We start from the raw sequence: 26,663 nt of genomic DNA, 5'->3' as shown, positions 1-26,663 counted from the left end.
GAAGCCATTCATCCAATGCGCTTAGCGGTAATCTCTCGAGAAACGTCTGATCGATGACAGTAGATCATTCCTGTCAATGGGCTTGGGTTTGAGGATGGCGAGACGCCCGCGCATTTCGAGTTCTGCGAACTTCTCAACCTCACGATAGTGAGGTCGACCTGCATAATCGTCGAACATTATCTCAAAATCATCGAGACGACTAATGGAGTAGAGCGCACAGTGCACACGGAAGCGGCCATCGATTAGGATGAGATCCGGTCGAATATTGTAGGTCCAGGGTAGTTCGGCGTAGTTCTTCCAGCGTACTAGCCTCCCGGGGGTTTCTGTTTTTAGCAGAGGAAATCCCCAGGCGGTCGTGATACCGATATTGGCATGGAGCAAGTGTCCATTGCTTAAATCGTATTGGGCAGTCTTTTTACGGACGCTCTCTAAGTAGACGCGGTCACTATCAACACTGACAAAAGGCTTTTTCAGGCTGGCAGCAACAACGGTGCTGCCTCCGCTGCCATACTCAAGATAGAATGATGCCTTCGTAAGCCGATCGAGAAAATAGGCTCGGCCGTCAGCATCGAACTGCGGCTGATCTGGAACATCGAATCCGTGTCGATACCTATCGATCAAGAACCTCGCCGTCGATAATGATTTTCTGAACATAGCTCAACATTCTGTGGGCTGCGCCCTGACAACATACACGCTGCGGGCTTTTTGGCCATTCGCTCAAAAGCCGATCATAATTCCGCTTTTTTGGAATCTGCTTGTGTTCGATGATCTGAGGGCGACGAGGCATTAGGCGGTCGCGCCAAAACATCGCGAAGCCTATTCCTTCAGGGAAGCGAGCGAGAAGCTGAAAGGAAGCGAGGTGCGCAGACGCATTCATTCGGTATGCAGCAAGATTGCGGTGGAGACTCAAGGTGGCAACAGATGATCTGGCGTCCTTCCTCGTCGCCTCCAGCTACAATTCTAGCGCCACGCCGATCCCTTCATCAACCATGCGCTGCCGATCTGACGCCGGCTTCCAACTCAGTTCGGCGCGGGCGTACACGGCAGATTACGTACTATATGGGGGCCGCGTTACGAGACGAGACATCGCCGACAATCTGTTCAAGAGGGCCCACCGCTTATTAACCCATGACGCCACAGCTCATCGCGCACTAGTCTTGCGGTCGAAATGAATGGCAGGCGCCCATAGCAAGTAGTCTTGCCGAGCGAGCTTTCGGACCCTCGCTGAATGGAGAGCCGGGGGGACGAGATCAAGCATTTGACGTCTGGATTCTGCTGTCGGAACAGAGTGAATGATCCGTCTATGTACATCTTGCCACCCAGCGGATGTCCGGCTGGCCGCTCTATCACTGCTTCAAGATATCTCGCAAGTTTGGGAATAACTTTAGCTCTTACTGCGTAACAGTGAGCCCAGTAGAATCCACCAGTGTAAGTGACAAAGCCATTTTCTGAGGACGGTGGATTACGAAGCGAATGGCCAAGAAATAGGATGTCCCAATCGAGCGTCCTGATGGTCTCGGCGATCTCGGGTCCTCGTGAGCCGATTGCAGTTCTAAAAATTGCGTCATCTTCCAGGATCAGGACTGATTCCAATCGGTCGGCTTCCGCCCTGCGAATGATATCAAGATGACTGAGGAAATTGCCGTACACCCCACGAGATGGAAAGCCGTTTGTGGTCTCGGGTCTTGGAGCGTTCGGAATTCGGACCTTGGGGTCGTCGATGTCCAGCCCGACGCGCGCCAGTTCGGAGCGCAGCGCTGCCAAGCGGTCAGTTCGTTCAGGCAAATGGATGATCTCGATTCGATCAAAATAATCAAACAACGCGGCCTTAGACATTTCGTACCTCATGTGAGCTGCTTCCGGTTTCGCGCAGATCCATTGTTGGCTTATCTGATCTCACCTCGATGCTTCACTTGTATTCTATAATTCGGGATGGAGATCGCAGGAGCTTGTTGCGAACGAACTTGAGCTGGCCGACGCTTTCGGGAAAGCGTGATAGCAGGTCAAAGAAAGCCAATTGAACTCGAACAGGCCACGTTCCCGGAATGTGGAAGACTCTGCGTCCGAGCTGCAGCGGAAAAATCAGAAAGGCCAATAGGCCGAGCAATCCGAAGGCTAGGGTAAGGGCGATGCAGATCAAGGGAATTATGAGGCCCCACAAAATGGCACGCCGACTTTCCCAAACCCAAAGCCGCTCGGGGGGCGTCCCATGGAGATAGGCCCCGTTCGCGAAAGCATATCCGCTGCGTACGTGCCTACGCCACCATTGCTCGAATCGCGTCATCGCGGCGTCGTGCAAGGTCATTTCCTCGTCAATGCGCCAGATCAGCCAGCCGGCAGCGCGAAGTCGGACGCTGAGCTCGGGCTCCTCACCCGCGATTAGTTCGTCGCGATATCCTCCAACACTGGTGAGGGCCGCTGTCCTGATCACTACGTCGCCGCCGAAGAAGCGGGCTTCTCCGACCGGCACGTTCCATTCGCGGTCACAAAGTTCATTGTAGAAAGAATGTTTCGGATGACGCTCGCGACGTCGGCCAAATACGGCGCAAACCTTTGGGTGTTCATCCAGAAACGCCATGGAGCGTTCGGGCCAGTGCTTCGCCAGTTCGCAATCACCGTCTACAAATTGCACGTACTCCAGATCAGCCCGCAGCTGCATTAGGCGGGCAAAGCCAGCGTTGCGTGCCCGCGCGGCGGTGAAGCCTGTCTTCATGTCGAGCTCTACGACTTCGACCCCGCGGCTTCTGGCCCAATCGACCGAGCCGTCGGTCGAGCCGGAATCGACGTAAACGGTTAAATCGGCGTTTTGAGCGAAGATCAGACATTGCTTGAGGCGCTCGCCTTCATTGCGACCGATCGCGACAACGCCGTAGCGATATGGCCACTCAGCGGGCGTCACGAGTTGAAAACTGCCGTCGATTGCTGGCGACGCGGCTTTACGACAGCGGGCACGCCGATAGCTATGCTGTTTTCGGGAACGTCCTCGATCACGACAGCGTTGGCTCCGATAATTGAATTGTCGCCGATCCTGATCGGACCCAGCAATTTGGCTCCTGCACCAATGTCGACGTTGTTGCCGATAATGGGAGCAACGGGCTCCTCGACACGTCGCAGCCCGACAACCACGCCGTTCCGGATGCGGCAATTGTCTCCGAAACGCGCGTAGCCACTGACAATAATGCCGCCAAAATGATCGATAACGAAATTGCGACCCACTATCGCCTCGCAGGGCAGCTCTATTCCGGTAATGATCTGAATGATCTTGTAGAGGACCTTGTAGATGAACGAACACAACTTGCGCAGCAATGCCGGGCGCACGCTGTACCGCCATCGACCAAATCGATAGATCACCATGGCCCAAAATCCCTGGGCCCCCGCGTCGCGGCCGTGGGCATTAAAATCGGCTCGAATATTGTCAAACATTGCAATGGGGTCCGGCGATCGGCTTGCGAGTTCAAATAACCAATTATGCTGTACCACCAGGGTGGATTGAGCGGGAACCGTTTTTGGTAGCATTGAGCGCTCTGAGGTCCGGCATCCGGCGAGAGATTAGGAGGTTAGTTAAGATTAGTGATGAACGCGGACCAACGGATGCTGATGTGTTAAGCGGCTTGATGAAATCCGCACCATCTTGCCGAGCATGCGATCCGCTGTCGTGGTCGTGGGACTATGCACGTGGTCCAATGTCCCATGATGGGAATCTGTCTATGGGGTCGGGTTCTTGCCCGTTCCGACGGGATATCCTGTCGCTATCCCGTATGGCTCGACATCGGCAATCACGACGGCGTTCGCCCCGATCCGCGCATGTGCGCCGATCTTGACTGGCCCAAGGATCTTGGCGCCGGCCCCCATATCTACATGGCCGGCAATTTCGGGAACCCCGCCGCGGCCGCGGCTGCCAAGTGTGACCTGGTGGAAAATCAGGCAATTCACCCCGATTTTGGCGTCCGGATGAATGACAATGCCGTTCGGGTGGGGGACCAACAGCCCGCCGCCGATCTGGCAGGTTAGCGGTATCTCGGCTCCCGTCACCACGCTCCAGAAGCGGTGGCGCAGCGCGATGAACTTGCAGCACAGCGTGCCGAAAAGCCCGCCGCGTGCCCGCCAGAACTGGTAGCGCCGGACCGTCAGCAGCAGCTTGCGGCCGGGGTCCCAGAACTGCCGCGGATGTTCCCGCGTCCAGTCGGGAACATCGGCGCTGATCTCTTTGGTAGCCTGATCCACCTGTGTGCACCTGTGTCCTGGAATTAAACCAAATAGCGGACGGCTCGCCGCGTTGGAAGCGCCCGGTTCTCATGCGCGCAACCATCTCCATCGGCCGTCGATCGCCGACGGCCCGCGATTTCCTGAGGACGCCCGCCCCATCCATTTCCTTGGAATTGGCATTTCATTCAGGGTACGGTATTAATCACGTATATTAAATCGATTTCACTAAGCAAGATTTTCGTAGTAGATCGTTTGCGATTCGTTAATTATATGATGGCCCACCCGCGGTGCGTCGGGCGAAGATTTGAAGTTCGTGGAGCTTTTATGTTAAATACGTTACGCCCCCTGCCGGCCTCGTCCGACTTGGCCGATCGATCTGCGGATCCGCAATCGGCGTGCGCCTCTCCGGACGACCTTTCCCGCAATATATTTGGCCTCCTCGGCATTCCCGTGGACGCGCTCCATTTTCCTTCGCTGCTGCGCTCGATGGAACTCGCAACGAATGCCGGCTCGCCATTTCTGATTTCGACGCCCAACGTCAATTTCCTCGTCAAGAGCCAGCTCAACGGCACCTTCCGCGAGTCTATGCTGCTGAGCGATCTGTGTCTTGCGGACGGCATGCCGCTGATCTGGATCGCCAAACTGCTGCGCATTCCGATCCATGAGAGAGTCGCCGGAAGCGACCTGTTCGGCCGGCTCAAATCGGCCAATGAGGCTGGCCGGCGCCTGCGGGTCTTCCTGCTGGGCGGAGCGGAGGGGCTGGCGGCTGCGGTCGGCGCCCGGCTGAACGCCGAGGGGGGCGGGCTGGAATGCGTCGGCGTGCTCAACCCCGGTTTCGGTACGATCGAAGAGATGAGCTCGTCGAAAATAATTGATGAAATAAATGCCAGTGACGCGGATTTAATTGCGGTATTCTTCGGCGCGGAGAAGGCCCAGGCCTGGCTGCTGCATAACCACTGGCGGCTGCGCCCGCCCGTTCGCGCCCAGTTCGGCGCCACCATCAATTTCGAAGCCGGAACCGTCCGGCGGGCGCCGCCGATGCTTCGCAGCACCGGGTTCGAGTGGCTATGGCGCATCAAGGAAGAACCGTATCTCTGGCGGCGTTACTGGAGCGACGGGAACGCGCTGCTCGCGATGCTGGTCACTTGCGTCCTGCCCCTGATGCTGAGTGAGCGGCGGACGCGAAACTTGAAGAGGCTGTCGATCGCAAGAAGGGAAGATCACGGTTCCGTGACCCTTGCTCTGTCGGGGGCGGCGGTAGCCACACACGTTGACGGCGCGATCGAACAGCTTCGTGACGCGCTCGATAGTGGTAAACGGTTGATCGTCGACGTTTCGAATACGCAATACATCGACGCAAGATTTTTTGGGTTGTTCCTGATGGTTCGGAAACAATTGGCCAGCCGGGGACAGAAACTGCTGTTCACGGGCGCCTCCGCCGGCCTGCGGCGAATATTCCGCCTGAACAGATTCGAATTCCTCCTCTCACAGGAAGTGTGATAGCGGAAGAAGCAAACGATTATCCGGCCGGGTTCGGCCGTCTGACACTCATTCAGGGCCAGAGATGAAGCAGCCAGTTGGTCAGACTTTTCAAGTTCGCCGCGGACTTGCGCTCCTGCTCGTGATGTTTGTAGCGGGCTGCGGATCGCCCGAAGAACGCGCGCAGAGCTACTACGAGAGCGGAATGGCTCTTATCGAAAAGAAGGACGACCTCGAGGCGCGGAAGGAACTCCTGAAAGCCGTCAAATACAAGAGCGACAAGGTCGAAGTCTGGCGGGCACTCGCAGGTATCGACGAACGGACAAAGGCGACTTCGCTCTTCCTCGATCTGCGCCGTATCGTCGAGCTGGATCCGAACGATCTGAATGCGAGATTGAGGCTTGCGCGGATTATGGTGGGCGGCGGGGCCGCCGAGGCCGCGCTCCGGGTCGTCGATGCCGCGAACGAGGGCGACAAGCCGAATGCGGAACTCCATGCTTTGCGGGCGATCATTCTCCTTCGCACAAACGACAATGCCGGCGCGCTCCGCGAAGCCCAGCGCGCCTATGAGATTGAGCCGGCAAACGTCGATGCGATCTCGTTGCTTGCGTCGAGAAAAGTCGCAGATGGCGATCTGGATGGCGCACTGAAGCTTCTGGATTCTGTTCCTGCGGACAAGGACGAAACGCGCATTACACTGCAGAAGATCGACACGTACGCACGCAAGAAGGATCTGGCGAAGGCAGAAGAGTTGCTGCGCAAGCTGATCGCGCAGAATCCTCAAGAGGCTGCATACCGCGCCCAGCTTCTGCAATTTCTCATTGCGCAGCGAAAGTTCGTCGAGGCCGAGAAGGAGTTTCGGGCTAGGGCCGAAGCCACTCCGACCGACAGCAAGATCGGGCTCGACCTTGTTCGCTTCTTGGCTGCCACGAAGGGGGCGGATGCCGCCAGAGCAGAGTTGGAAGCGCGGATCAAGGCAGGCGGCGATGACTTCGATTACCAGATCGCACTGGCAGAACTGAATCTGGGGCAGAACCGAGCGGCGGATGCCGTGCAGGCTTTGCAGAAGCTGACGAGCACGGCAGCCACCCCCGACAAGAAGCTCGCCGCCCAGGTCAAGCTTGCGGAGGTCTATATTGCCAAGAACGACAAGGCGGCTGCCGAGCCCTTGATCGCCGATATCCTCTCGAAGGATCGCCGAAACTCGGGCGCGCTCCGGCTCCGGGCGGCCCTGAGCATCGACAAGGGCCAGATCGACAGCGCCATTTCCGATTTGCGCGAGGCGCTCAACGATCAGCCGAAGTCGGTTGAGCTGCTGTCGTTGATGGCAGTGGCGTATGAACGCAGCGGCAAGGCCGAGTTGGCCGATCGTCAGTATGCCGACGCGCTGAAATCATCCAACTCCAATCCCGATGTCGTCCTCCGCTACGTCGCGTTCCTGCAGCGCAAGGGCGATGCGGCTCGTGCCGAAGAGATTCTAACGGAAGCTGCCAATCGCAATTCAGGCAATCTCCAGATCTGGTCGTCGCTCGCGCAGGTCAAATTGAGCCGGCAGAACTGGTCGGGAGCCTTGGCGATCGCGGACGCCATCGGACGCGTCGATGAGGGCCGCGTGGTTGCTGAGCAGATCCGTGCAGCGGCTTTCGCCGGCCAGAACAAAATCGAGGAAAGCGTCGCAGCGCTGGAGGCTGCGCACAAAGCGGGGCCGGATGCACTACAGCCGGCGCTTGCGCTTGCCTCGGCCTATGTGAAACAGGGCAAGCCAGACAAGGCCTCGGCGCTGCTGCAGGCGATGAGCAGCAAGTTCCCGGCCAATGCCCAGCTTCTCGTGTTTCTGGGGCAGGCCAAGCTGGCGGAAAAGAAGAACGATGAGGCGCTGCAAAGCTTCAGGAAGGCAGTCGAGCAGCAGCCGAAAGAGCCGGCGGGATACACTGCGCTGACCGAGCTCTATATGCAAAGCAAGGACTATGATGCGGCTGACAAGGTGCTCAAGGCCGCACTTGCGGAGTTGCCCGGTAATGTAGCTTTCCGTCTCTCCCTGGCTGGATTGCAGATCCAGCGGGGGAACAACGACGCCGCAATATCTCAGTACGAAGCGATTCTGCAGGACCAGCCGATTTCCGTGGTTGCGATCAACAATCTTGTCAGCCTGCTATTGGACAATCGGAGCGACAAGCCAAGTCTCGAACGTGCGTTTGAGCTGTCTGAGAAATTGAAAAGCTCCAACGTGCCGCAATTTCAGGACACGTTCGGATGGGCTCAGTACAAGCGTGGCGATTTCAAGGGTGCGATCGCAACCCTGGAGCCAGCGTCTGCCAGCATGCCGAACCTTGCGGCAGTCCACTATCACCTCGGCATGAGCTACGCGGCTGCGGGGCAAACCGAAAAGGCGACCGAACGGTTCAAGACCGCATTTTCGCTGGAGCCGGACGGGACGCCCCTCAAGGACAGCATCCGCTCAGCGATGAAGTGAACGCTGGCTGGATCATGTTCGAGAAAAGCGGATAACGGTTTCCACTGAGGACAAGCGCGAAGCGTTTGCACGGAAAGTATCGCTCCGGGGGAGGGCGCCTTGTGCGGCTTGAGCGCCTGTGCGTCAGGGGCCATTGCAATCATACTCGATTGCTCGCGTTTTAAGTGCGTGGTTTAAGTGAGAAGGCATAGCGGACACCAGTTCGCTTGAGAGCGATAGCCAGCGCGATTGGCGCAAGCAAGCCCGCAACAATTCCAGCGACGAGATGGATGAAAGGGGAGCTTACGTGCAGAGAGGCCAGAAATATCCTGGTTCCCGCAGTAGCTATCGTGTGCACGACGAATATTTCGAGAGAATGATGACCGAGATACTCGAAAGTCGGCGCGAACTTGCTTCTCGAAATCAGAATAGCAGTAGCACATCCCCCACAGATGCCTAGCGTTGCAAAAACTGGATAGAATCCATCCTGCGGGAGGACGATGCGACCCGCGGCAGATGCTAAGCCCGCAATCCCAATCAGGGCGAGCAGGCCAGAACTCAGTTTTTCAACGTCCCGCAGATGGACTGAACCAATCGCTGCGCCGATGGCGAAGTAGACAGCAAATCGACTGACTTCGGCCATCACTCTGCCGTCCAACAGGAGAGGTGCCACATCAGGATGAATAGCGATTGCTGCCGCCAGGAAGATCCAGAAGGTTGTTCGGCTCAAATATAGCAACTTGAAGCCGATTGAGAGAACGAAGAGTGTATATAGGAACCAGTATTGTTCGATCGGGTGGTAGAAGATCAGAGATAGGTCACGCAAACTTCGCGGCGTGGTTGGGAGCGGTCCGAGTGCTGTCTTCAACAATATCGTAATGATCGACCACACAAAGTAAGGATAAGCGAGGGTCGCAACTTTATCGAAGATGAAATGGGAGAGCGTGTTTTTTTCAGCGGACCTTGCAATAAAAAGCCCAGTCAAGAAAAAGAACAGCGGCATGTGGAATGAGTAAATCCACGTGTCGACGTATTGGACGGTCGCTGTTTCAGTCAATATGCGCGCTTCCAGCAGCCCTCGGATCGCGTGTCCGACGACCACCAAAATGATTCCAAATCCTTTGGCCGCGTCGACCCAGTCGACGCGGCCCTGCTGAGCCCCGTAATCCCCCATGGCCGTGAGCCTAACGGTCCGGTCCACAGCTTCGCAAGGTTTTAGAGGCGAGCACGCAACAAAAAGACCGCCGAGGCGGCTTCCGTTCTAGCAGTGCAGCGCACAAATGGTTTTTGCTTTGTGCGAGCGCGAATCTCGGTGAAAAATAGACGGCGACATGTCATCGGCGATGAGCATGGACGGCGTAGGGATCGTAATTTGCGGCTTGCTGGCTTTGTGGGGTTTGCGGCGTTCTTGCTGCTGCCAATCCGATCAACTGCCTCGCGATCCAGACGACGAGAGACAGCCAACCGCCCATCAGCCGTTATAACCGCGAGGAAGTTGTTCAAGCCATAAGTGGCGCACCGGTACACAAAGTCGCCAAGCGGAGCATGGTCGTTTGGCGACTTCGCTGGTGTGGGCCCCGGACCTGGGGAAATGGTCCGAGCGGGATGACGATTAGTTGCCCGACGGCAGCACAGTCCAGTTGTGCGTCACAACGAACATCAGGCTATGGGAATCCGCAGGCCCCAGGCCGGACACAGTTGGGGTGCCGGTGATCGGATCGAAGATGGTGGTGCCGGTGCTTGCGAACCGATGCTGGTACCGGTAGGTGGCCGACGTCAGCCATTCCCGGGTCAAATTGTAGCTGTAGGTTGCCGACGCCGAGGCGAAATCCGTCGTCGTGGTCGAGATCTGCCGGTTGCCGCTCGCTGAAAACGACAGGGTGGATCGTGAATTGATGTCGTGGCTCAGCGATGCCGTGATCGAATCCCTCTTGAACAGAGAGCCGACGACGCTCGGTCCAACCGACTGGCTGGCGATGACGGACAAGGTCGTGCTCTTCAGCATTCGATAGGTGAGGACAGCGTCGCCGATCCAGTCGAGGAGCGAGCTTGATACAGGTGTGACCGTCGTCGCGCCGCCGAATGCTGAACTCGAAAGCCCTCGATCGGTTACCAGATAGGCAACGCCGGCATTGGCGCGAAAGGAAAGCACTGCCGACAGAGTGGTGTCGAACCCGGCCTGCTCACGAAAAATCTGGACCTGGGTGTTGAATGCGTTGCCATATTCGAGCAGTTCATACTCGGAGGACAGGTTGATCGCTGTGGCCGAACTTAGCGAGCGCCGCCAATTGCCGCGCGCAAGTGTATCCGTAAACGGGATACCACCACTGGATGGCTCGTAACTCGTGCGAGTGGATGTGGCGAACAGAGACACTGTGTCAATTGCGGTGATCGAACGGTCAGTGCCACCGGTTGCCGTAAGCCGATCGATGAAGCCTGAAGCCGGCGTGGAAACGCCGAGATCGTTCAGGATCGCTAGAGCGGTACTTTGCTGTCTCCAGTTCGCCTCAACATACTCCCGGTCAAAGTTCGTCTTTTCCCGAACCTCGTAGCGGGCCCCGAATCCATAGTTCAGGAATTCCGACGCGGTTCCAGCAGCGCCCGGACCCCAATATTTCCTGTAGGTACCGTCGCCAGTGAAGTTGAACTTGGATGTCGGCGTGCGCGCCTCTGCGTCAGCGTTGAGCGTGGTGTAGGATCCCACCGATCCCGCGGGGGAGCTGCGCAAGAACTGATTGCTATTGACTTCGACCGTTTCCGTCTCGCTGGCCTTTATCGACCAATCGAACGCAAATGCCACGGACGGCGCCATGCCAAAGCACACCGAGACTGCTATGGCAGCTCTCTTCACGTTGCTTCTCGCCCCCGCCGATCGTCAAGCCTCACTCAAACAAGCGCCGTTCCGGAACCATGATGACGTCGCCGGCCCGCAAGGTGATGTTACCCTCCAGGTCGTTACCGGCTTCGTAAGCGCGGTAGTTGAACATGAAGATTGTTTCGTCGCCGCCGGGGCCCTTACGCCTCACCTGAATGCGATTCCTCGCAGCAAAAGGTCCGATGCCGCCGGCAAGGGCGATCGCCTGCATCAAGGTCGTTTTCTGCCTGACGACATAGGAGCCCGGCTTTATGATTTCCCCGGTGATGAAAATCTTCGGCTTCAGGTCGTCTTCGGGGATCTCCTTGGGAGCGTTTAGGACAGCGACCGTGACGTCCAGATTCTCGTCCTTGTAGTTGTTCTTCAGCTTGTTCTTGAGAATGTTTTCGAGCGCCACTGGCGTCAGCCCACGTGCCCGGATATGGCCGGCGAGGGGAAACGCGATTTCACCGGCGGGATCGACGACAACGTTCCGATCGAGCTTCGGGTCTTGCAGGACGGTAATGCTCACGCTGTCGCCCGATTTCAGGGTTTGCGCCTTCGCCCCCGGGATCAGGAAGGCAACACACAGCAGTGCCAGCAAGATTCGCATGTCGTACCCCCTCAACGTCGGCAAAAAGCCCGCAAACAAAGACATTTGGGCCGACGTGTGGGGATTCTTTCCCAAACACGCAGCCATTATTTAGCCACGGGGGAAACTAATTGAATACAATTACTTAGGGAACCCGCGAGAACTTTTTTACCGGAAAAATGCTGTACTGTTGCTTATCCGCAATAACATCCCGAACAATATTATCCGAAATCACGCGTTGGTCGTTGGCAAAGCCATAAACCAGCGCCGTGTCACATAAGACGTTAATCATTCGGGGTATCCCCCCGCTCGCGGACGCGATCAATGAACAGGCTTCCTGAGTGAACAGGGGGCGGCGGGCGCCCACCGCCTGGAGCCGGAACGCGATGTAATTAGCTACCTCCCGGTCGTCGAGGGGGCGAAGGTGGAAGTCGGAGGAAATCCGCTGCGCGAACTGATGCAGCTTCGGCGCCAGGAGCAGGTCGCGCAGCTGGGGCTGGCCAACCAGAATCAGCTGCAAAATCTGAAACTTGTCAGCGTTAATATTGGAGATCATGCGCAAATGTTCGAGCGCCTCCGGCTCGAGATTTTGGGCCTCATCGATGATCAATATGGTCCGTCTTCCGTTGGCGAATTGACCATACAGGAAATCCTGTAACTTCTTGAAAAGATTAGGATAATCTCCATCGAACGGTTGACCGAGCGACATCAGGATCCATTGTAGCAATTCCTGCCGGCCCTGCGGGGAGTTCGAGATCAGGCCGATGGTGATCGCCGGGCTGACCTTCTTGAGCAGATGCCGGACCAGAGTTGTCTTGCCGGAACCTATTTCACCTGTAATGACGGTGAAGCCGGCGTTGTTCATGACACCGAACTCCAGCATCGTGAACGCCATGGAATGTATCTTGCCCCAGTAAATCAGGTCGGGGTCCGGAAGAATTGAAAAAGGTTTCTCCCGCAGCTGATAAAATGCCTCGTACATTGAACTTCCTTAGCCCGGCTACAGACCCTTATAGCGTAATTCGGGAAATTACCTTGTCTCCCTCAACCCATTTCTCTGATCTACGTAAATTTGCCAAAGCGGCTGCCGATGGAACCATCATTAAGATTGAAATTTGAAACTCCTGGCGCTGAGCAACTATTCATTAAATCCTGAAAAATCGATGCTAGATTGCAGCTCGGAGCGACGCGCCACCGATCATTTCGCGGTATCATTAGCCTAGCAGGCTCGCAAACAGACGCTCGGACGATATATGTTGCAGAAAGTTGAATTCGAGGACGATTTCCAGGCTCTGCAAGAGGACCGCAGTCACCTATTGCAGCTCTCTTTCTACTGGGAACTGTTCAAGCGGCGCTGGGCCTATTTCGCGCTGCCGTTCGTCACGGTCCTGGTTGCGGGCGCCGCGGCAGCTTTGCTGTGGCCGCCTACCTATCTCTCCGAAGGACGGATCCTCGTTCAATCGCAGCAGATTCCATCCGAGTTGGTCCGGCCTACTGTTACCAGTGCTGCCCAGGAGCGTATTCAGGTCATTCAGCAGCGGACGATGACGCGAGATAATCTCATCGCGATCGCCGACAAATTTAAGCTGTTCCCGGACAAGCGCACGCTGATGTCGCCGACCGAGCTCGTTGCGGAGGTCAAGAAGAACACGAAAATCGCGCCGGTCGACCTTCAATTGGACTTCAAGCAGCGGACGCGCGCCGCGATGGAAAATCCCACGATCGTTTTCTCGGTCGGATTCGAATACGGCAATCCTGCGGTGGCTGCACAGGTCGCCAACGAGTTGATGACGCGGATCCTGAACGAGGACCTTCGGGATCGGACCAGCCGCGCCACGGACACGACGAAATTCCTAGGGCGAGAGGTGCAGAGACTTCAGGCGGAGAACTCAGCGCTCGATGCCAAGATCGCTCAGTTGCGGATTACGCAAGGCAAGCCTGCGTCGTCCAGCGGCTCCGATCAGCCGACGACGCTGACGCAGCTGAAGGCTGAACTGATCCAGAAGGGCGTCCTGTATTCAGAGCGACATCCCGCGATCCAGTCCCTGAAGCGGCAGATCGAAGCCCTGGAAAAGGTGGCTTCTGCGCCGGCTCCTACGAACGACGCAGCAACGGCGGCCAGCCTCGAGGCTTTGGTCGCGCAACAGGAGAGCTTGCAGAAAAACCTCGATGCTGCCTCGGCCAAATTGGCCGCTGCACGGCTCGGCGAGAATCTCGAAAAGGACCAGCAGTCCGAGAAGCTCGAAATCATCGAGCAGCCCACGGTCCCGCAGGAGCCGGTCAAGCCCAATCGGCTGAAAGTCCTTGCAATGGCGTTCGCGGCCGCGCTTGCGGGCGGAGCAGGGCTGGCAGTCCTGGTCGAAATCCTGGACAAGGGAATTCGCAGAAGCAATGACCTTCTGTCTGTTGTCGATGGCCAGTTGATCGTTTCAATTCCATACATCACGACGGCCGCCGAATCGCGTTCGAGGCGGCGACGGATATTTATTTTTCTGGGAGCGTTCGTGCTGGTCGTGATCGGACTGTTGGTCGTTGCCTACCTGTTCCTTCCACCGCTTGACCTGATGATTGCCAAGGCCAGGGTCGGGCTGTTTCGATAATTCGCGGAGTCACGCAGTGGATTCAATAAAGCAGGCTGTCGAACTCGCGCGAGCTGCGGAGACGGTACACCGTCCTACAGCATTGGGCGGATCTCCCCTCTCTGCCGAAGGGCCGTCGCAGCGCTCTGCCGAATCGCCGTTCAAGGAAGTGCGCCTCAGCGCCGGTCATCTCGAAGCCAATCGAATAGTGGCCTACGGCACTTCCGGTCAGAACCGCCGCTACTACGACATGCTGCGCACGCAGGTGCTGCAGGAGATGGACAAAAAGAACTGGCAGTTTCTGGCCGTGACTTCACCTACGGCCGGCTGCGGAAAATCGGTAACAGCCTGCAATCTTGCGCTGAGTATTTCCCGCCTGCCGGAGCGGTCGGTGCTGCTGGTCGATCTTGATTTGCGCCGGCCGACGGTCGGAAAATATCTCGGCATCGGCGGCAATGGTGGTGTTCTCAGCGTCCTCGAAGGGCGCGCGCCACTTTCGTCAGAGGTTCTGCAGGCAAGCATCGGTCCGAATGGCATGCTGGTGCTGCTCGGATCGGTCTCGTCGAACTCTTCGGAATGGATGGGCTCGCAGACGATGGGAGCGCTGCTCCAGACCATCAAGCGAGACTTCCGGTCGCGCATCGTCATCTTCGATCTTCCGCCGATGCTGCTGGGCGACGATGTGATTTCTATTCTACCCAGAATGGATGCGGCGTTGCTTGTTGCGGGGATTGGAAGCACGACGGTTTCTGACATTAAGGAATGCCAGCGGCATTTGAAACGAACACCTGTTGTCCGCGTGGTCGTGAACAAGTCGACCGAGGCGACTGGTTCGTATTATGGCTACTATTGATTTCAAACCCGGCCGCGATTTCCGAATCGGCGTGAGTTCGATTACGCATCTTTCGGAATGACTATTGTTGTCCTTCATGCAGGAACGCCTGGTAGGCGAGCCTGATGCCCTCCTCGAGCGAGGTGGAGGCACGCCAGCCGAGTCTGGCCAGCCGGCTGACATCGAGCAGTTTTCGCGGGGTGCCGTCCGGGCGCGAGGTGTCAAAACCGATCTCGCCAGTGTAGCCGACGGTCGCCGCGACCACGCGGGCGAATTCGGCGATCGTGATGTCCTCGCCGGTGCCAATATTGACCAGTCCGTCGCCGGAATAGGTCTTCATCAAATGGATGCAGGCATCGGCGAGATCGTCGACATAGAGGAATTCGCGCCGCGGCGTGCCGGTGCCCCAGACCACGACCTCCCTGGCGCCGGACAGCTTCGCCTCGTGGAAGCGGCGGATCAGGGCGGCGACGACGTGGCTGTATTCGGGATGATAATTGTCGCCGCGGCCGTAAAGATTGGTCGGCATCACATTGATGAAGTCGGCGCCGTACTGGCTGCGATAAGCCTCCACCATCTTGATGCCGGCGATCTTGGCAATCGCATAGGGCTCGTTGGTCGGCTCCAGCGGCCCCGTCAGCATGGCATCCTCGCACAACGGCTGCGGCGCCAGCTTCGGATAGATGCAGGAGGAGCCCAGGAACATCAGCTTCTCGGCGCCATGGACATGCGCCGCATGGATCACATTCGCCGCAATCGCCAGATTGTCGTAGAGGAACTCGGCACGCAGCGTGTTGTTGGCGACGATGCCGCCAACTTTCGCGGCCGCCAGAAACACCACCTGCGGATGCTTGGCAGCGAACCATTTGTTGACCGCGGCCTGATCGCGCAGATCGGCCTCGCTGCGGCTCGCCGTCAGCAGTTCGACGTTTTCCGAAGCCAGCCGGCGCACCAGCGCCGAGCCAACCATGCCGCGATGGCCGGCGACGTAGACCGTCTTGCCATTCAGCTCAAACGGAAGGCTTGCCATTGGCCACCTCCCGCCTTGCGTCAGCGAGATCGCTTGCCACCATTTCCTTGACCAGCTGGGCGAACGGCGTCTTCGGCTGCCAGCCGAGCTTCTCGCGCGCCTTGCTGGCATCGCCGACCAGAAGGTCGACTTCGGTCGGCCGGAAGTAGACCGGGTCGATGCGCAGGATGGTCTTGCCGGACTTGCCGTCGACGCCGGTCTCGTCGACGCCGTTGCCGCGCCACTCGATGCGGCGGCCGACCTCGGCAAACGCCAGTTCGACGAACTCGCGCACCGAACGGGTCTCACCGGTCGCCAGCACGAAATCGTCGGGCGCGTCCGCCTGCAATATCCGGTGCATGCCCTCGACATAATCCCGGGCATGGCCCCAGTCGCGCTTCGCCTCGAGATTGCCGAGATACAGCACCTCTTCGAGGCCGGTCTCGATGCGGGCGACGCTGCGCGTGATCTTGCGCGTCACAAAGGTCTCGCCGCGGATCGGGCTCTCATGGTTGAACAGGATGCCGTTCGAAGCAAACATGCCGTAGGCCTCGCGGTAGTTCACCGTGATCCAGTAGCCGTAAAGTTTCGCGACGCCGTAAGGCGAACGCGGGTAGAACGGCGTGGTCTCATTCTGCGGCACTTCCTGGACCAGGCCGTAGAGCTCGGAGGTCGAGGCCTGATAGAACCGCGTCTGCTTTTCCATGTCGAGGATGCGGATCGCTTCCAGAAGCCGCAGCACGCCGATGCCGTCGGCGTTGGCGGTATATTCCGGGCTCTCAAAGCTGACGCCGACATGGCTCTGGGCGGCGAGGTTATAGATCTCGGTCGGCCTGATCTGCTGCATCAGCCGGATCAGGTTGGTCGAATCGGTCATGTCGCCGTAATGCAGCAGGAACGGCACATTGCCGGCGTGCCGGTCTTCGTAGAGATGATCGATGCGGGCGGTGTTGAACGAGGACGACCGCCGCTTGATGCCATGGACCTCATAGCCGAGGCCGAGCAGATATTCGGCCAGATAAGCGCCGTCCTGGCCGGTGACGCCGGTGATCAGCGCCACGCGCCGCTGTGAATGTTCATTCGTCATGCCAGTTCCAATATTTTCTTTCCGCGCGCCAAGGTGCCAAACTTATTGAACGCCGACGCTGCGATTTGTCTCAATGTGCGGGCGATCGATCGGCAGAGCCAAGGGGGCCGACTAGAGCTGGGCGGGCAAGAAGGCCGCAATCTCTGAGGCCGGTACAAAGTATTTGGCAATATCACGCGTTTCCGTCTTTCTGGTATCAGGTCGATAATGTGGTTGCGATATTTTTCGGCTCATTATACCGAGCAGGCATTTGCGTTTGACATCAAACACGCCTGATCCTGAATTGCCGGTACGGGCCACGTCGGCGATGACCGTGCTGAACCGGCTGCGGGTTCCGATCGGCAGCCGATGGGGCGCCAGGATGTGGGAGCGCACGGCCGATCCCGGCACAATGGTCACAACCTCTTGTCCCGGCTTGGGCGGTTCGGTGCAGATCGAGTTTCGCCGAAGTCGCAAGCGCGCCGGAAGCAGCTCTTCCTCGACCGATAGCAGCGTGAGATCCGTTCCCTCAAAACTGCCTTCCTTGATGACACGCGTCGGATATTCCGAGCCGGCAATCGCGATCTTGGGCCGCGTCAGCCAAGTCCGGCCTGCAACATGCGCTGCGGTGATGAACAGGCCTTTTCCGAGATAGATGCCGGATCCCGGTCCCCAGCTCTGCATCGGCGTCTGATGGATGTGCACCGCATATGGCAGCAGCGTATCGTCAGCGCCTTGCGCGCATGCCGGCTGCCACAGGACCGCCAGAAGAAGCGCGGCCTGGAGAAATGGTGCGCACAGCAACTTTGCGGTGTTTCGAGCGAACGCCAAGATTACCTGCCGGGTTTGCACGCTCGTTTGTTAGCGATCTTCAGCTCGCACCGGTAAAGAATTTCAGTTCCTGAGGCGGAATGGCGGCGAGCAGATCGCGGATAAATTGGTCCTGCAGCTTGAACGATACATCCTTCGGCAGACCGATCGTGGAGACCCTGATCAGCGCGCCATCGGGAATGATGCCGCGCAGGCCATACTTCAATCGGCTGAGCTGATGATCGACGACGCCATTGGCGATGTCATTGCCGATCCGCAGCCAGTAGGTGACCGGCTCGAAGCGCGACTCCCTTGCCGCAATCAACCGGGTCATCTTGATGGGTTGCGTGCCATTGCGATAGTTGATCGCGGCGTCCGCTTTTTCCGAGATCCGGAAGCCATTGGCCGTATAGCAGATCTCCGGACGGTGGGACTTCAGTCGATAGTTCTGCACCGGACCGTAAGCGACCATCAGCATGACGATGTTGCCATGCCCGTCGGTATAGCCTCGACCGACTTCCTGGCTGTAGATCTTTCCCGCGAGCGGGTCCGGCTGAACGTAGGCGTCCGGATCCGCCGGGCGGACCGGGCTGATTTCCGGAACCAGCGTCCAGGTTCCGAACTGGCGAGGGATGACGGTTTCAAGGCTGGGGGAGGCCGTTGTACGGGCCATCAGTTGGCGGGGCGCCAGTACGGTCGCAAGCACGGCGCAGCCCACGATTGCGATACATGCCAATATGATCTGAACTCGAGGGTATTTCATTGAGGCCACGCAAAATCTTCAAGAGTTAATTGGATCAGCCGTTCTGGACGAGGATATACTCCAACAGGCGTATTTGCAGTCAAAAGAAAGAGATAATCGGTTTACTTAACGAAATTAACATAAATAACCAAAACCGCAGTGAAACAGTGTTATTGGCTCGACCCGGGGCAGCGGGCTGTTTAGTCATACCAAGATTAGGGCACGGCCAGCCTGTTGTATATGCTTCTCGGCCTAGTTGAATGCACGGAGTTCCTGGATGAAGGGTATGTCTATCAAGATCGCCCGGCTTGCCGTTTTGCTAGCCTGTAGCGCGGTCGCCTTAGCCGGGTGCGGCAAGAACAGCGATCAGCCCGCGGCCTCCAAAGGACAGGTCGTTGCGCGTGTCGGTGAGGAAGTCGTAACCGTCCAGGATCTGGAGAATGAGTTCCGCTGGGCGAACGTAACTCCGGACAAGCAAAAGGAACCCGAGATCGTCAAGCGCGTGCTTGGTGAACTGGTCGTGCGCAAATATTTGTTCCGCCAGGCCATGGCGGCGAAGCTCGATCGCGAGCCGGGCGTGCTGCTGGACCTGCTGAGATCACGTGAGCAGATCCTTGAGAAGGCGTATTTGCAGCGAACAGCGGCAGCCAAGGCGCCGGGCAAGCTAGATGTCGATAGGTACATCGCCAACAACCCGGCGAAATTCGCCGGCAGAAAATTGCTCAGCGTTGAACAGATCGCATTTCCAATAGGGCCGACCACCCAGTCCTTCGTCGAAGCGAACAAGGGTGCCAAATCGCTCGACGAAATCGACGAGAAGCTTACCGCAGCCGGCATCCCCCACGGCCGACAAATGGGCGCGCTGAACAGCGGCGATCTGCCGCCGGAGTTTTACGGGTTGATCGAGGCCAAAAAGGCGGATGACGTGTTCTTCGTTCGCGCCGGCCAGAACGGGATGTTCTTCAAGGTCAAGGGCGAGGAGCGGCGCCCGCTCGAAGGAGAGCCCGCAGCCAATCTGGCCCGGCAATTGATGCGCGCGGATGCGGTCAAGGCCGAACAGGGGATTGCCGCCTACTCGGCGAACCTCGAAGCGAAATATGAAGGTGAATACGCAAAGATCATGCAGCCGGGAGACGGAAAGAAGAACTGAGCGCAGAATGTAATCGCGCCGCCGTAAAAATGTTCCTCAGGGCGACATCGAAGTGAAATGACAACGTTTTTTGATGTGTTGACCGTTACCTGTTTCGTGGCGTTGGTGATCGCGTTCTTCCGATTCACCGAACGCGACAATCGAACGTTGCTGCATTTCATGCTGGCCGGCATCGTATTCGCCGTCGCCAACCAGGTCGGAAATGCCGGTTCGTTCTATCTTGCGCTGATCTTGATTCTTGCTGGCGCCGGTTACGCGGTTTTGATAGTCCGGAGATGAGCGGCTTGTTCCTTTTAATGCTATCGGTAGACTAAATTTCGCAACCTGTTGGTATTCGAATGACATATTCGCAAGTACTGCCATCGGCGAGGGCAGGTTTTCTTGGCCCTTTTCTGTGGCCGGCGCTGCTCGGCGTCTCTGTGATCGCTGCCTATGCCCAGACCGTTCTCAGTTTGATTGATGGGCCTTGGCAGACGGAGCAGGAGGGTCATGGCCCGCTCATCATTGTGGCCTCGCTCTGGCTCACCTGGCAGTCGCGCGAGAAGTTGAGAGCCGTGGAAATTTCTCCGGCTCCCGTCACGGGCTGGCTCGCTCTCCTCGCCGGCCTGGTCCTGCTCTATCTGGCCCGAATCCAACAGGGTCTGGTCACCTTTGAAACCTTTTCCTTGATTCCCGTCATCGTCGGCTGCGTCCTGATTTCGGCGGGATGGCCGGCGCTGCGGGTCCTCGCGTTTCCGATCGGCTTCCTGATCTTTGCGGTGCCGATGCCCGACTGGCTGGTTGATGCCCTCACGGTTCCGCTGAAGGTCTTTATTTCGAACGTCGTTACCAACGTGCTCTATGCGACGGGTTTTCCGGTCGCCCAGAACGGCGTCATGATCATGATCGGAACCTATCAGCTCCTGGTAAAGGACGCCTGTTCCGGAATGAATTCGATTTTTGCATTGTCCGCGATCGGCGTTTTTTACGCCTACGCGTTTCGCTGGCAGGAGAAAATTCGCAGCCTGCTCCTTCTCGCGGCGATCATACCCATTACCATCATTGCAAATTTCTGTCGCGTTTTCGCGTTGGTCCTGATCGCTTATTACCTGGGACCCGACAAGCTCGAGGGAATTCTGCACGATCTCACCGGCATCGGTCTTTTCGTCGTCGCGGTTATTCTACTGTTCCTGTTCGATGCCTTTCTGGGCCTGTGTTTTGCGCTGGTGCGCCGTGTCCGCAACCGCGCTGCAGCACCGGCGACACCCGCCTAGCTTCCAGCATCTTCGCTGTGTCGCATGACATCGGCCGTTGAGGCACCTTGCTCCTGCAGGCGCTTTCTGCGAGGTGGTTCGCTCGCGTCGAGCTTGCTAAGCTCATTCCACTACTTCAGGACAGGTTCCTAGCGAAGGTTGCCGTGAGCCGAACGTACGCCATACCCGACCTTCATGGCCGGCTGGATCTCCTGGATCGCGCAATTGACGCGGTTGCGCGGCATGCGGAGGGGATGGCTTCCACGATCGTAACCTTGGGCGACTATGTCGACCGTGGGCCGCAGAGCAGACAGGTCATCGAGCGTCTCATGAACTGGAGACCGGATGAATCGAAGGTCGTCAATCTGAAGGGCAACCACGAGGCGATGATGTGCGCGGTCTGCGAGAATAGGGCCGAGCTCGACTGGTGGATCAAGAACGGGGGAGGGGAGACACTGGCATCGTATGGCCAAAGCCCAACGCTGCCCGATCTGCGCGCAATCCCGGACGACCATCTGGACTGGATCGTCAATCTCCCGCTGATGCATGTCGATCGGCACAGAATATTCGTTCACGCCGCGGTCGATCCGAGAATTCCGCTCGATCAGCAAAACGAGGAAACGTTGCTCTGGAAGCGTTATCCCGGTGGCGCCGATGTCGGACACGGGCATCGGCATGTCGTGCACGGTCACCATGCCGATGCGCGCGCGCCAATTGCGGGCAAGCACAAAACTAATCTCGACGGGCTGGCCTGGAAGACGGGACGGTTGGTCATCGGGATATTTGACGACGACCGCCCCGGGGGGGCCTCCGAGTACGTGGAAGTATTCGGCCGCGAAATGTAGGGCTGGCCCATCGCAGGCCGTGGAGATGCGCGCGAGGCGGACCAGTCCGTGGCAGGTCATAATCGTTTCCCGACACTCGCAAGCACCCGAATTAGGCTCGAATAAATGCCTCCAATTAAAGTTTAATTCCTTTTCGGTGATCGCGCGTTTCCGCTAATATTCGGACACGAATCAGTGCTGCGTTCGTTTTCACACAAAATCTCGGGAATTATTTATGAAGATGAACCCAGCTGCCCTGGGGGCAGCACTGATGCTGTTTTCAGGCACGGTCAATGCGAACGCCGGCCTAGTTACTTACGCGAATTTCTCCTTGTGGAGCGCAGCCGTACCTGGCTACACCTCTCTTGCAATTCCCGATCCGACAGGTTCTGAGGGATATGACGATTTTGGAAGCGGTACGGCCTCCGTCAGCTATGGCGGTGTACTGTTTGCGACGAATGCCGCCTTGGGCAACGGAAGTTTTTACAACATTGGACCGACGTTCAGCGGGTCTAACGGTTTTTTTCCGGTTTTGTCCTCGCAGCAACAAAGTGATGGCGTCGCAAATATTCTGATCACGCTTGCCGCCCCTGTAAAGGCATTCGCGTTGAACTTCGATACGTTCTTCGGATCTGACGTTACGTTCACACTTTCCAATGGCGAAACGCTGACGCTGCCCAGCGCGGGATATGCTTACGATCTCAAGAGCTTTTTCGGCGTAACCGACGACACGCCGTTCAAGACGATTTTGCTCACCTCGTCGGACTCGGTGTTAAATCTCAATGCGCTGAATTTTGATGCAGCGGTATCCCCCATTCCGGAGCCGGCTACCTGGATCATGCTGCTGCTTGGCTTCGTCGGGATCGGTCTTTTCGGCGCGCGACTGCCCGCGCGCCGTGCACCGGCGCTGCTGATCGACAGGGCACAGTCATAACGCGAACTGCGACAAAAATCGGGGATTGTGACCCGGTAATGTTGATGCAGGTCCAATATGAATCAATCTACTTAATGTGAATTTTCCGCCCGAGCGAGTTTAGGCCGAGGCGGGTGGCACGTGGCACGGAGATTTAAATGCTTTCGTTAAGAGCGAACACGCTCACGGCTTGGGTGCTTGCGGTCGGCTTGTTGATTGGCCTCAGTTCGGTGAATCCGGCAAAGGCGGTTGTTGTTTCGGGTGCTGATTTTGAAGTCATCGAGACCGCCGGTCCAGGCAACACGGGCTATTACACCATCATCAACAATTCGGTTTCCGAATATATCTACGGATTTTCGGTCACGAACCCGCTTGCCTCGAGCGTCAACAGTTGGACGACGGAGCCCGGCTGGATCGCAGGCAAGACGCCCGTGCTTGGCTATCCCAAGACCGGATTCGGCTATCTGACCGCCCCGGGGTATTGGACATTTTCGAGGGGACGTCCGGTTTTCCATGTCAGTTCTCTGACCATCGGTCCGGACGAAAGCTCCAGCGATTTCTTTTTCGGAACGGCGGAACTGGCGAGCCTCGTGACGCTGCTTCTGGTCGACGCGAAAGGAAATTTCTCGACGGTCAGCTTCGATGCCACGCAAGCCACGCCAGCTGTTCCCGAGCCTTCGACCTGGGCGATGATGCTTCTGGGTTTTGCCGGCATCGGCGTGCTGGCCTATCGCCGGCGCCGGAATGGCGTTGCGACGGCCTGAACGGGCTTGGAAATCCGCAGACGCCAAGACCGCCTACGGGCGGTCTTTTGCTGTCTGCCAAAAGCGATGAATCAAGGGCGCCGGCACATTGTTCTAAAAGCAGCGCCGTCCCTGACTGTCATGGAGCACATAATCCGTTCCGGGCGGCGGATAGTGAAGTTGCCCGCACGAGCCGGAATTGACCGGAGCGCCAAAAATATCGAGCTTTCTGTCCAGCGCGTTTGGCGAGGCGGTCTGGTCGCTGCTTCCGCGCCCATAATACTGTCCGCTGTATTGCCCGCTAAATTGCCCGCCATACTGGCCAGCGTACTGTCCGCTATATCGGCCGATATACTGCATGTTGACCTGACCGATGGCCGGCTGCATCGCGCCGATGACAGTCACAACCGCCAGCAGGGAAAGCAGTATCCTCATCTCACTTCCTGGAAGCATGAGGTATGGCGCAACCGGGGCCACCGACAATTGTCGGTCCAACTGCCCGGTCTAGGCTTCAATCAGTTCGGCCAGCTTAGCCGCTTCCTTGTCCACATCATGGCGTTGCAGGACCCGTTGACGGGCACTTTCTCCCATTTGCGTGATCGCTTCCGGCGCGGTGCCGAGACATTGCTCCATTGCCACGGCTAGACTCTCGAGGTCGCCGGCCGGAACCAACCAGCCGTGCTCGCCATGCCTTATCAGTTCGGGGATGCCGGCGACGAACGTTGTGATGACCGGTCTGCGCAACGCCATGGCTTCCATGATGACGACCGGCAGGCCTTCGGCGAAGCTCGGCAACACCAGCGCCCGGGCTGCGAGAATTTCGGAGCGAACCCCTTCGCTGCTGATCCAGCCCGTTATTCGCACGATATCCGTCAACTTGTGTTTTGCGACGAGCGACTCGATCTCGCCCCGCATTTCGCCATCGCCGGCGAGCACCAATTCGAACTTGGTCCCGCGCTCCGCCAGCAGCCTCGCCGCCTCGATCAGGAGCAACTGCCCCTTCTGTTCACATAGGCGGCCCACGCAAACCAATCGCCGTTCGCCGCCCGCCGCCGTGGTGGCATCGGTTTGATAGAAGGCCGGTTCAAGCCCGCAATGGACCACCTTTATCTTGGGCCAATAGGAGTGGGGGACATTGCGAAGGAGCTGGCTTCGCCCGAAGGAACTGACCGCGACGACAAAGCGAGCCCGCCGGATTTTCTCAGGCAGCGAGATGAACTTCGGCTTGTCGAATTCCTCGGGGCCGTGGGCGGTAAAGCTCCAGGGCGGGCCGCCCAGTTCGCGGACCAGCATCGCAACTTCGGCGGAATTGGTTCCGAAATGAACGTGCAGGTGCTGCGCCTTTTCGCTGCGCAGCCACAGCGCCACCTGACACGCTTCGAACAGATAAATCAGATGAACGGGCAGGGGACGCTCCGCCCGCAAACCGACCTTCAATGTCAGGACGATCGCGCGAAACAGGCCGGCGGGATTGATTGCCAGAATGCGCAGGAATGAAAACAGAAGCGGCACCGCGCCGCCGCGCAGCACGTAACGTGTGCGGGCCTGCTCCAACTGATCCTCGGCGCCGCACTGCGCGTCGGCCCAACCCCGCACTGATATTCGCAGGATCTCGTGACCCAGGCGTTCGAGCGCCAGTATTTCGCGCCGAATGAAACTGTGGCTGATCGCCGGATAATGGTTAACCAGATAGGCGATCTTCATAAAGGGGCTCTGCCTGACTTATCCGAAAGTAGGCCGATAAAACAAGCTTATTCGGCCCGCGTCCTATTTATCTATTTGGGAGATATAGTAGTAATTTAGAGGGAAACAGGATATTTATACCTGACTTCCATACTCACTTTTTTGCAAAAGCGTTAAGTCAAACGTTTCAAGATTGGTATTTGTGAAATGTTGATCTTGGCCGCACTGGCTGGGTTGCTCAGCGTTCCCGTCGCTGTCCTGCTGGTTGAAGTCATTGCAGCGCTTAAGGCGCCAAAGCTGGAGCCTTTCGAGGCCAAAGAATTAAATATCGCGAAGCGCGTTGCGGTAATTGTTCCTGCGCACAATGAGAGCGCGGGACTTGTTCCGACGCTGCAGGATATCACGGCGCAGCTTGGCGCTGGAGATCGCCTTATCGTTGTTGCTGATAATTGCACCGACGACACCGCGGCGGTTGCGGCCGCATCGGGCGCCGAGGTCATTGTCCGCAACGACCCCGACAGAATTGGCAAGGGATTTGCGATGGGGTGGGGCGTAAGCCACCTTAGTCAGGACCCGCCCGATTTTGTTCTCTTTGTCGACGCCGATTGCAGGCTCCAGGCCGGCTTGATCGAAGGGCTAAAGCGAACCTGTCAGCACGTTCAGCGGCCGGTACAAGCGCTGTTCTTAATGCGAAGCGCCGAAAATTCGCCCATCAATCACAGCTTCGCGGAGTTCGCCTGGGTTCTCAGAAACTGGGTTCGGCCGCTTGGACTAAGAAACCTTCATGGCCCTGTCCAATTGATGGGGACAGGAATGATGTTTCCGTGGAATGCGATCAGCTCCGTTCCGCTGGCCAGCGGTCACCTGGTGGAGGATTTGAAGCTGGGGCTCGATCTGGCGGAGACAGGCAAGGCTCCGTATTTCTTTCCGTTCGTGAAAGTTACCAGCGTATTTCCGACAAGCGCCAAGGGAACCGAGAGTCAGCGCCAACGCTGGGTACAGGGTCATCTCGCCACAATCGGGAAATTCGTTCCGCGACTTCTCGCTGTCGGTTTAAAACGCGGCGACTTAAACGTCCTTGTGCTGGCGCTCGATCTTTTGGTGCCGCCGCTCTCTCTCCTTGCACTATTGATCGTCGGGGCGATGGTCCTGACCTCGTCGGTTGCGCTGCTTGGTGGGCCGTGGCTGCCCGCCCTGATCGCAGGCGGCAATCTCGCCGGATTTTCCTTATGTGTTGTTCTGGCTTGGTTTAAATATGGGCGCGAGGTTTTTCCTGCGCATCAGGCATTATCGTTCGGCACTTTTGCACTTAAAAAAATCCGGCTCTACGGCCGGATGTTGATAGGCGGCACGGCGTCCCAATGGATACGGACCGACCGGTCAACCCCTAACTAACCACTACACCGCGGTTTTTTTCCGCGGTTTCCCCCAAATGGGTCACGCAAGCGTTATCGAACTTCAATAAGAACGCGCCAGACAAAGGTTGGTCTGGTGTGC

General features: G+C 57.6%; 25 protein-coding genes and 1 pseudogene. 11 read left to right on the top strand and 15 right to left on the bottom strand.

Annotation, left to right across the window (positions count from 1 at the left end):
• Positions 1-21: 21 nt before the first annotated feature.
• The 5 genes from IVB22_RS40040 to IVB22_RS40020 form a co-directional block, all read right to left on the bottom strand.
• Complete coding sequence (locus IVB22_RS40040) at positions 22-621, bottom strand: hypothetical protein (RefSeq protein ID WP_247522639.1); 600 nt, start codon at positions 619-621, stop codon at positions 22-24.
• A gap of 480 nt (positions 622-1,101) precedes the next feature.
• Positions 1,102-1,836, bottom strand: a complete 735-nt coding sequence (locus IVB22_RS40035) for a hypothetical protein (RefSeq protein WP_247522638.1) — start codon at positions 1,834-1,836, stop codon at positions 1,102-1,104.
• A gap of 73 nt (positions 1,837-1,909) precedes the next feature.
• Positions 1,910-2,899 carry a glycosyltransferase family 2 protein gene (locus tag IVB22_RS40030; protein ID WP_247522637.1) on the bottom strand — a complete coding sequence of 330 codons (990 nt, stop codon included), beginning with the start codon at positions 2,897-2,899 and terminating at the stop codon, positions 1,910-1,912.
• Entirely contained in the window at positions 2,896-3,423 is a 528-nt protein-coding gene (locus tag IVB22_RS40025) for a serine O-acetyltransferase (RefSeq protein WP_247522636.1), read from the bottom strand. Before IVB22_RS40025 ends, IVB22_RS40030 begins: the two co-directional genes overlap by 4 nt.
• 282 nt (positions 3,424-3,705) lie before the next feature.
• The gene (locus IVB22_RS40020; RefSeq protein ID WP_247522635.1) at positions 3,706-4,224 is read right to left on the bottom strand and encodes a serine acetyltransferase; all 519 of its coding nucleotides are present in this window, start codon (positions 4,222-4,224) and stop codon (positions 3,706-3,708) included.
• A 252-nt stretch (positions 4,225-4,476) separates the two neighbouring features.
• Between IVB22_RS40020 and IVB22_RS40015 the strand changes: the two genes are divergently transcribed.
• Together IVB22_RS40015 and IVB22_RS40010 are read left to right on the top strand one after the other, a co-directional pair.
• Positions 4,477-5,706: a WecB/TagA/CpsF family glycosyltransferase gene (locus tag IVB22_RS40015; RefSeq protein ID WP_247522634.1), complete on the top strand. Its 1,230-nt coding sequence runs from the start codon at positions 4,477-4,479 to the stop codon at positions 5,704-5,706.
• Positions 5,707-5,890: 184 nt separating this feature from the next.
• The gene (locus IVB22_RS40010) at positions 5,891-8,158 is read left to right on the top strand and encodes a tetratricopeptide repeat protein (RefSeq protein WP_247522633.1); all 2,268 of its coding nucleotides are present in this window, start codon (positions 5,891-5,893) and stop codon (positions 8,156-8,158) included.
• Positions 8,159-8,318: 160 nt separating this feature from the next.
• Here IVB22_RS40010 and IVB22_RS40005 read toward each other — a convergent pair whose 3' ends face one another.
• The 4 genes from IVB22_RS40005 to IVB22_RS39990 form a co-directional block, all read right to left on the bottom strand.
• On the bottom strand, positions 8,319-9,311 hold the full coding sequence (locus IVB22_RS40005) for an acyltransferase (protein WP_247522632.1): 993 nt from the start codon (positions 9,309-9,311) through the stop codon (positions 8,319-8,321).
• 438 nt (positions 9,312-9,749) lie between these two features.
• Positions 9,750-10,937, bottom strand: a complete 1,188-nt coding sequence (locus IVB22_RS40000; RefSeq protein ID WP_247522631.1) for a hypothetical protein — start codon at positions 10,935-10,937, stop codon at positions 9,750-9,752.
• Between the two features lie 82 nt (positions 10,938-11,019).
• Positions 11,020-11,604 carry a polysaccharide biosynthesis/export family protein gene (locus tag IVB22_RS39995; RefSeq protein WP_247522630.1) on the bottom strand — a complete coding sequence of 195 codons (585 nt, stop codon included), beginning with the start codon at positions 11,602-11,604 and terminating at the stop codon, positions 11,020-11,022.
• Between the two features lie 124 nt (positions 11,605-11,728).
• Complete coding sequence (locus IVB22_RS39990) at positions 11,729-12,565, bottom strand: ExeA family protein (protein ID WP_247522629.1); 837 nt, start codon at positions 12,563-12,565, stop codon at positions 11,729-11,731.
• Positions 12,566-12,836: 271 nt separating this feature from the next.
• Here IVB22_RS39990 and IVB22_RS39985 point away from each other — a divergent pair, with 271 nt between their 5' ends.
• Both IVB22_RS39985 and IVB22_RS39980 read left to right on the top strand, forming a co-directional pair.
• A complete protein-coding gene (locus tag IVB22_RS39985) occupies positions 12,837-14,183 on the top strand; it encodes a sugar transporter (protein ID WP_247522628.1) in 1,347 nt (448 codons plus the stop codon).
• A gap of 16 nt (positions 14,184-14,199) precedes the next feature.
• Positions 14,200-15,015, top strand: a complete 816-nt coding sequence (locus IVB22_RS39980; protein WP_247522627.1) for a CpsD/CapB family tyrosine-protein kinase — start codon at positions 14,200-14,202, stop codon at positions 15,013-15,015.
• Between the two features lie 61 nt (positions 15,016-15,076).
• Here IVB22_RS39980 and IVB22_RS39975 read toward each other — a convergent pair whose 3' ends face one another.
• From IVB22_RS39975 to epsI, 4 genes are all read right to left on the bottom strand, one after another.
• Complete coding sequence (locus tag IVB22_RS39975) at positions 15,077-16,024, bottom strand: GDP-L-fucose synthase (RefSeq protein WP_276576938.1); 948 nt, start codon at positions 16,022-16,024, stop codon at positions 15,077-15,079.
• Positions 16,005-17,090, bottom strand: a complete 1,086-nt coding sequence (gene gmd / locus IVB22_RS39970; RefSeq protein WP_247522626.1) for a GDP-mannose 4,6-dehydratase — start codon at positions 17,088-17,090, stop codon at positions 16,005-16,007. Before gmd ends, IVB22_RS39975 begins: the two co-directional genes overlap by 20 nt.
• A 111-nt stretch (positions 17,091-17,201) precedes the next feature.
• Positions 17,202-17,900 (bottom strand): serine protease, encoded by a 699-nt coding sequence (locus IVB22_RS39965; RefSeq protein ID WP_247522625.1) that lies wholly within the window; start codon positions 17,898-17,900, stop codon positions 17,202-17,204.
• 40 nt (positions 17,901-17,940) lie between these two features.
• Positions 17,941-18,642, bottom strand: coding sequence for an exosortase-associated protein EpsI, V-type (epsI, locus tag IVB22_RS39960; RefSeq protein WP_256467527.1), 702 nt, complete (start codon positions 18,640-18,642; stop codon positions 17,941-17,943).
• A 256-nt stretch (positions 18,643-18,898) separates the two neighbouring features.
• Between epsI and IVB22_RS39955 the strand changes: the two genes are divergently transcribed.
• The 6 genes and pseudogenes from IVB22_RS39955 to IVB22_RS42230 form a co-directional block, all read left to right on the top strand.
• Positions 18,899-19,771 carry a hypothetical protein gene (locus IVB22_RS39955; protein ID WP_247522623.1) on the top strand — a complete coding sequence of 291 codons (873 nt, stop codon included), beginning with the start codon at positions 18,899-18,901 and terminating at the stop codon, positions 19,769-19,771.
• A 57-nt stretch (positions 19,772-19,828) separates the two neighbouring features.
• Positions 19,829-20,050: an XrtV sorting system accessory protein gene (locus tag IVB22_RS42235; protein ID WP_374207859.1), complete on the top strand. Its 222-nt coding sequence runs from the start codon at positions 19,829-19,831 to the stop codon at positions 20,048-20,050.
• A 59-nt stretch (positions 20,051-20,109) separates the two neighbouring features.
• On the top strand, positions 20,110-21,024 hold the full coding sequence (gene xrtV / locus IVB22_RS39945) for an exosortase V (protein WP_247522621.1): 915 nt from the start codon (positions 20,110-20,112) through the stop codon (positions 21,022-21,024).
• A gap of 143 nt (positions 21,025-21,167) precedes the next feature.
• Entirely contained in the window at positions 21,168-21,848 is a 681-nt protein-coding gene (locus tag IVB22_RS39940; RefSeq protein ID WP_247522620.1) for a metallophosphoesterase, read from the top strand.
• 214 nt (positions 21,849-22,062) lie between these two features.
• On the top strand, positions 22,063-22,761 hold the full coding sequence (locus IVB22_RS39935) for a PEP-CTERM sorting domain-containing protein (RefSeq protein ID WP_247522619.1): 699 nt from the start codon (positions 22,063-22,065) through the stop codon (positions 22,759-22,761).
• A 632-nt stretch (positions 22,762-23,393) separates the two neighbouring features.
• A pseudogene (locus IVB22_RS42230) lies at positions 23,394-23,504 on the top strand (PEPxxWA-CTERM sorting domain-containing protein); the annotation flags it as partial.
• Between the two features lie 93 nt (positions 23,505-23,597).
• On the opposite strand, the gene IVB22_RS39925 reads toward IVB22_RS42230, so the two are convergent.
• Both IVB22_RS39925 and IVB22_RS39920 read right to left on the bottom strand, forming a co-directional pair.
• Positions 23,598-23,918 (bottom strand): hypothetical protein, encoded by a 321-nt coding sequence (locus IVB22_RS39925; protein WP_247522617.1) that lies wholly within the window; start codon positions 23,916-23,918, stop codon positions 23,598-23,600.
• 69 nt (positions 23,919-23,987) lie between these two features.
• Positions 23,988-25,187, bottom strand: a complete 1,200-nt coding sequence (locus IVB22_RS39920) for a glycosyltransferase (protein ID WP_247522616.1) — start codon at positions 25,185-25,187, stop codon at positions 23,988-23,990.
• 186 nt (positions 25,188-25,373) lie between these two features.
• Here IVB22_RS39920 and IVB22_RS39915 point away from each other — a divergent pair, with 186 nt between their 5' ends.
• The gene (locus IVB22_RS39915; protein WP_247522615.1) at positions 25,374-26,561 is read left to right on the top strand and encodes a glycosyltransferase; all 1,188 of its coding nucleotides are present in this window, start codon (positions 25,374-25,376) and stop codon (positions 26,559-26,561) included.
• Positions 26,562-26,663: the final 102 nt, after the last annotated feature.

The organism is Bradyrhizobium sp. 190 (assembly GCF_023073415.1).
Taxonomy (GTDB): domain Bacteria; phylum Pseudomonadota; class Alphaproteobacteria; order Rhizobiales; family Xanthobacteraceae; genus Bradyrhizobium.
The sequence above is the reverse complement of the archived record's forward strand: the minus strand, read 5'-3'. Positions and strand labels throughout refer to the sequence as shown.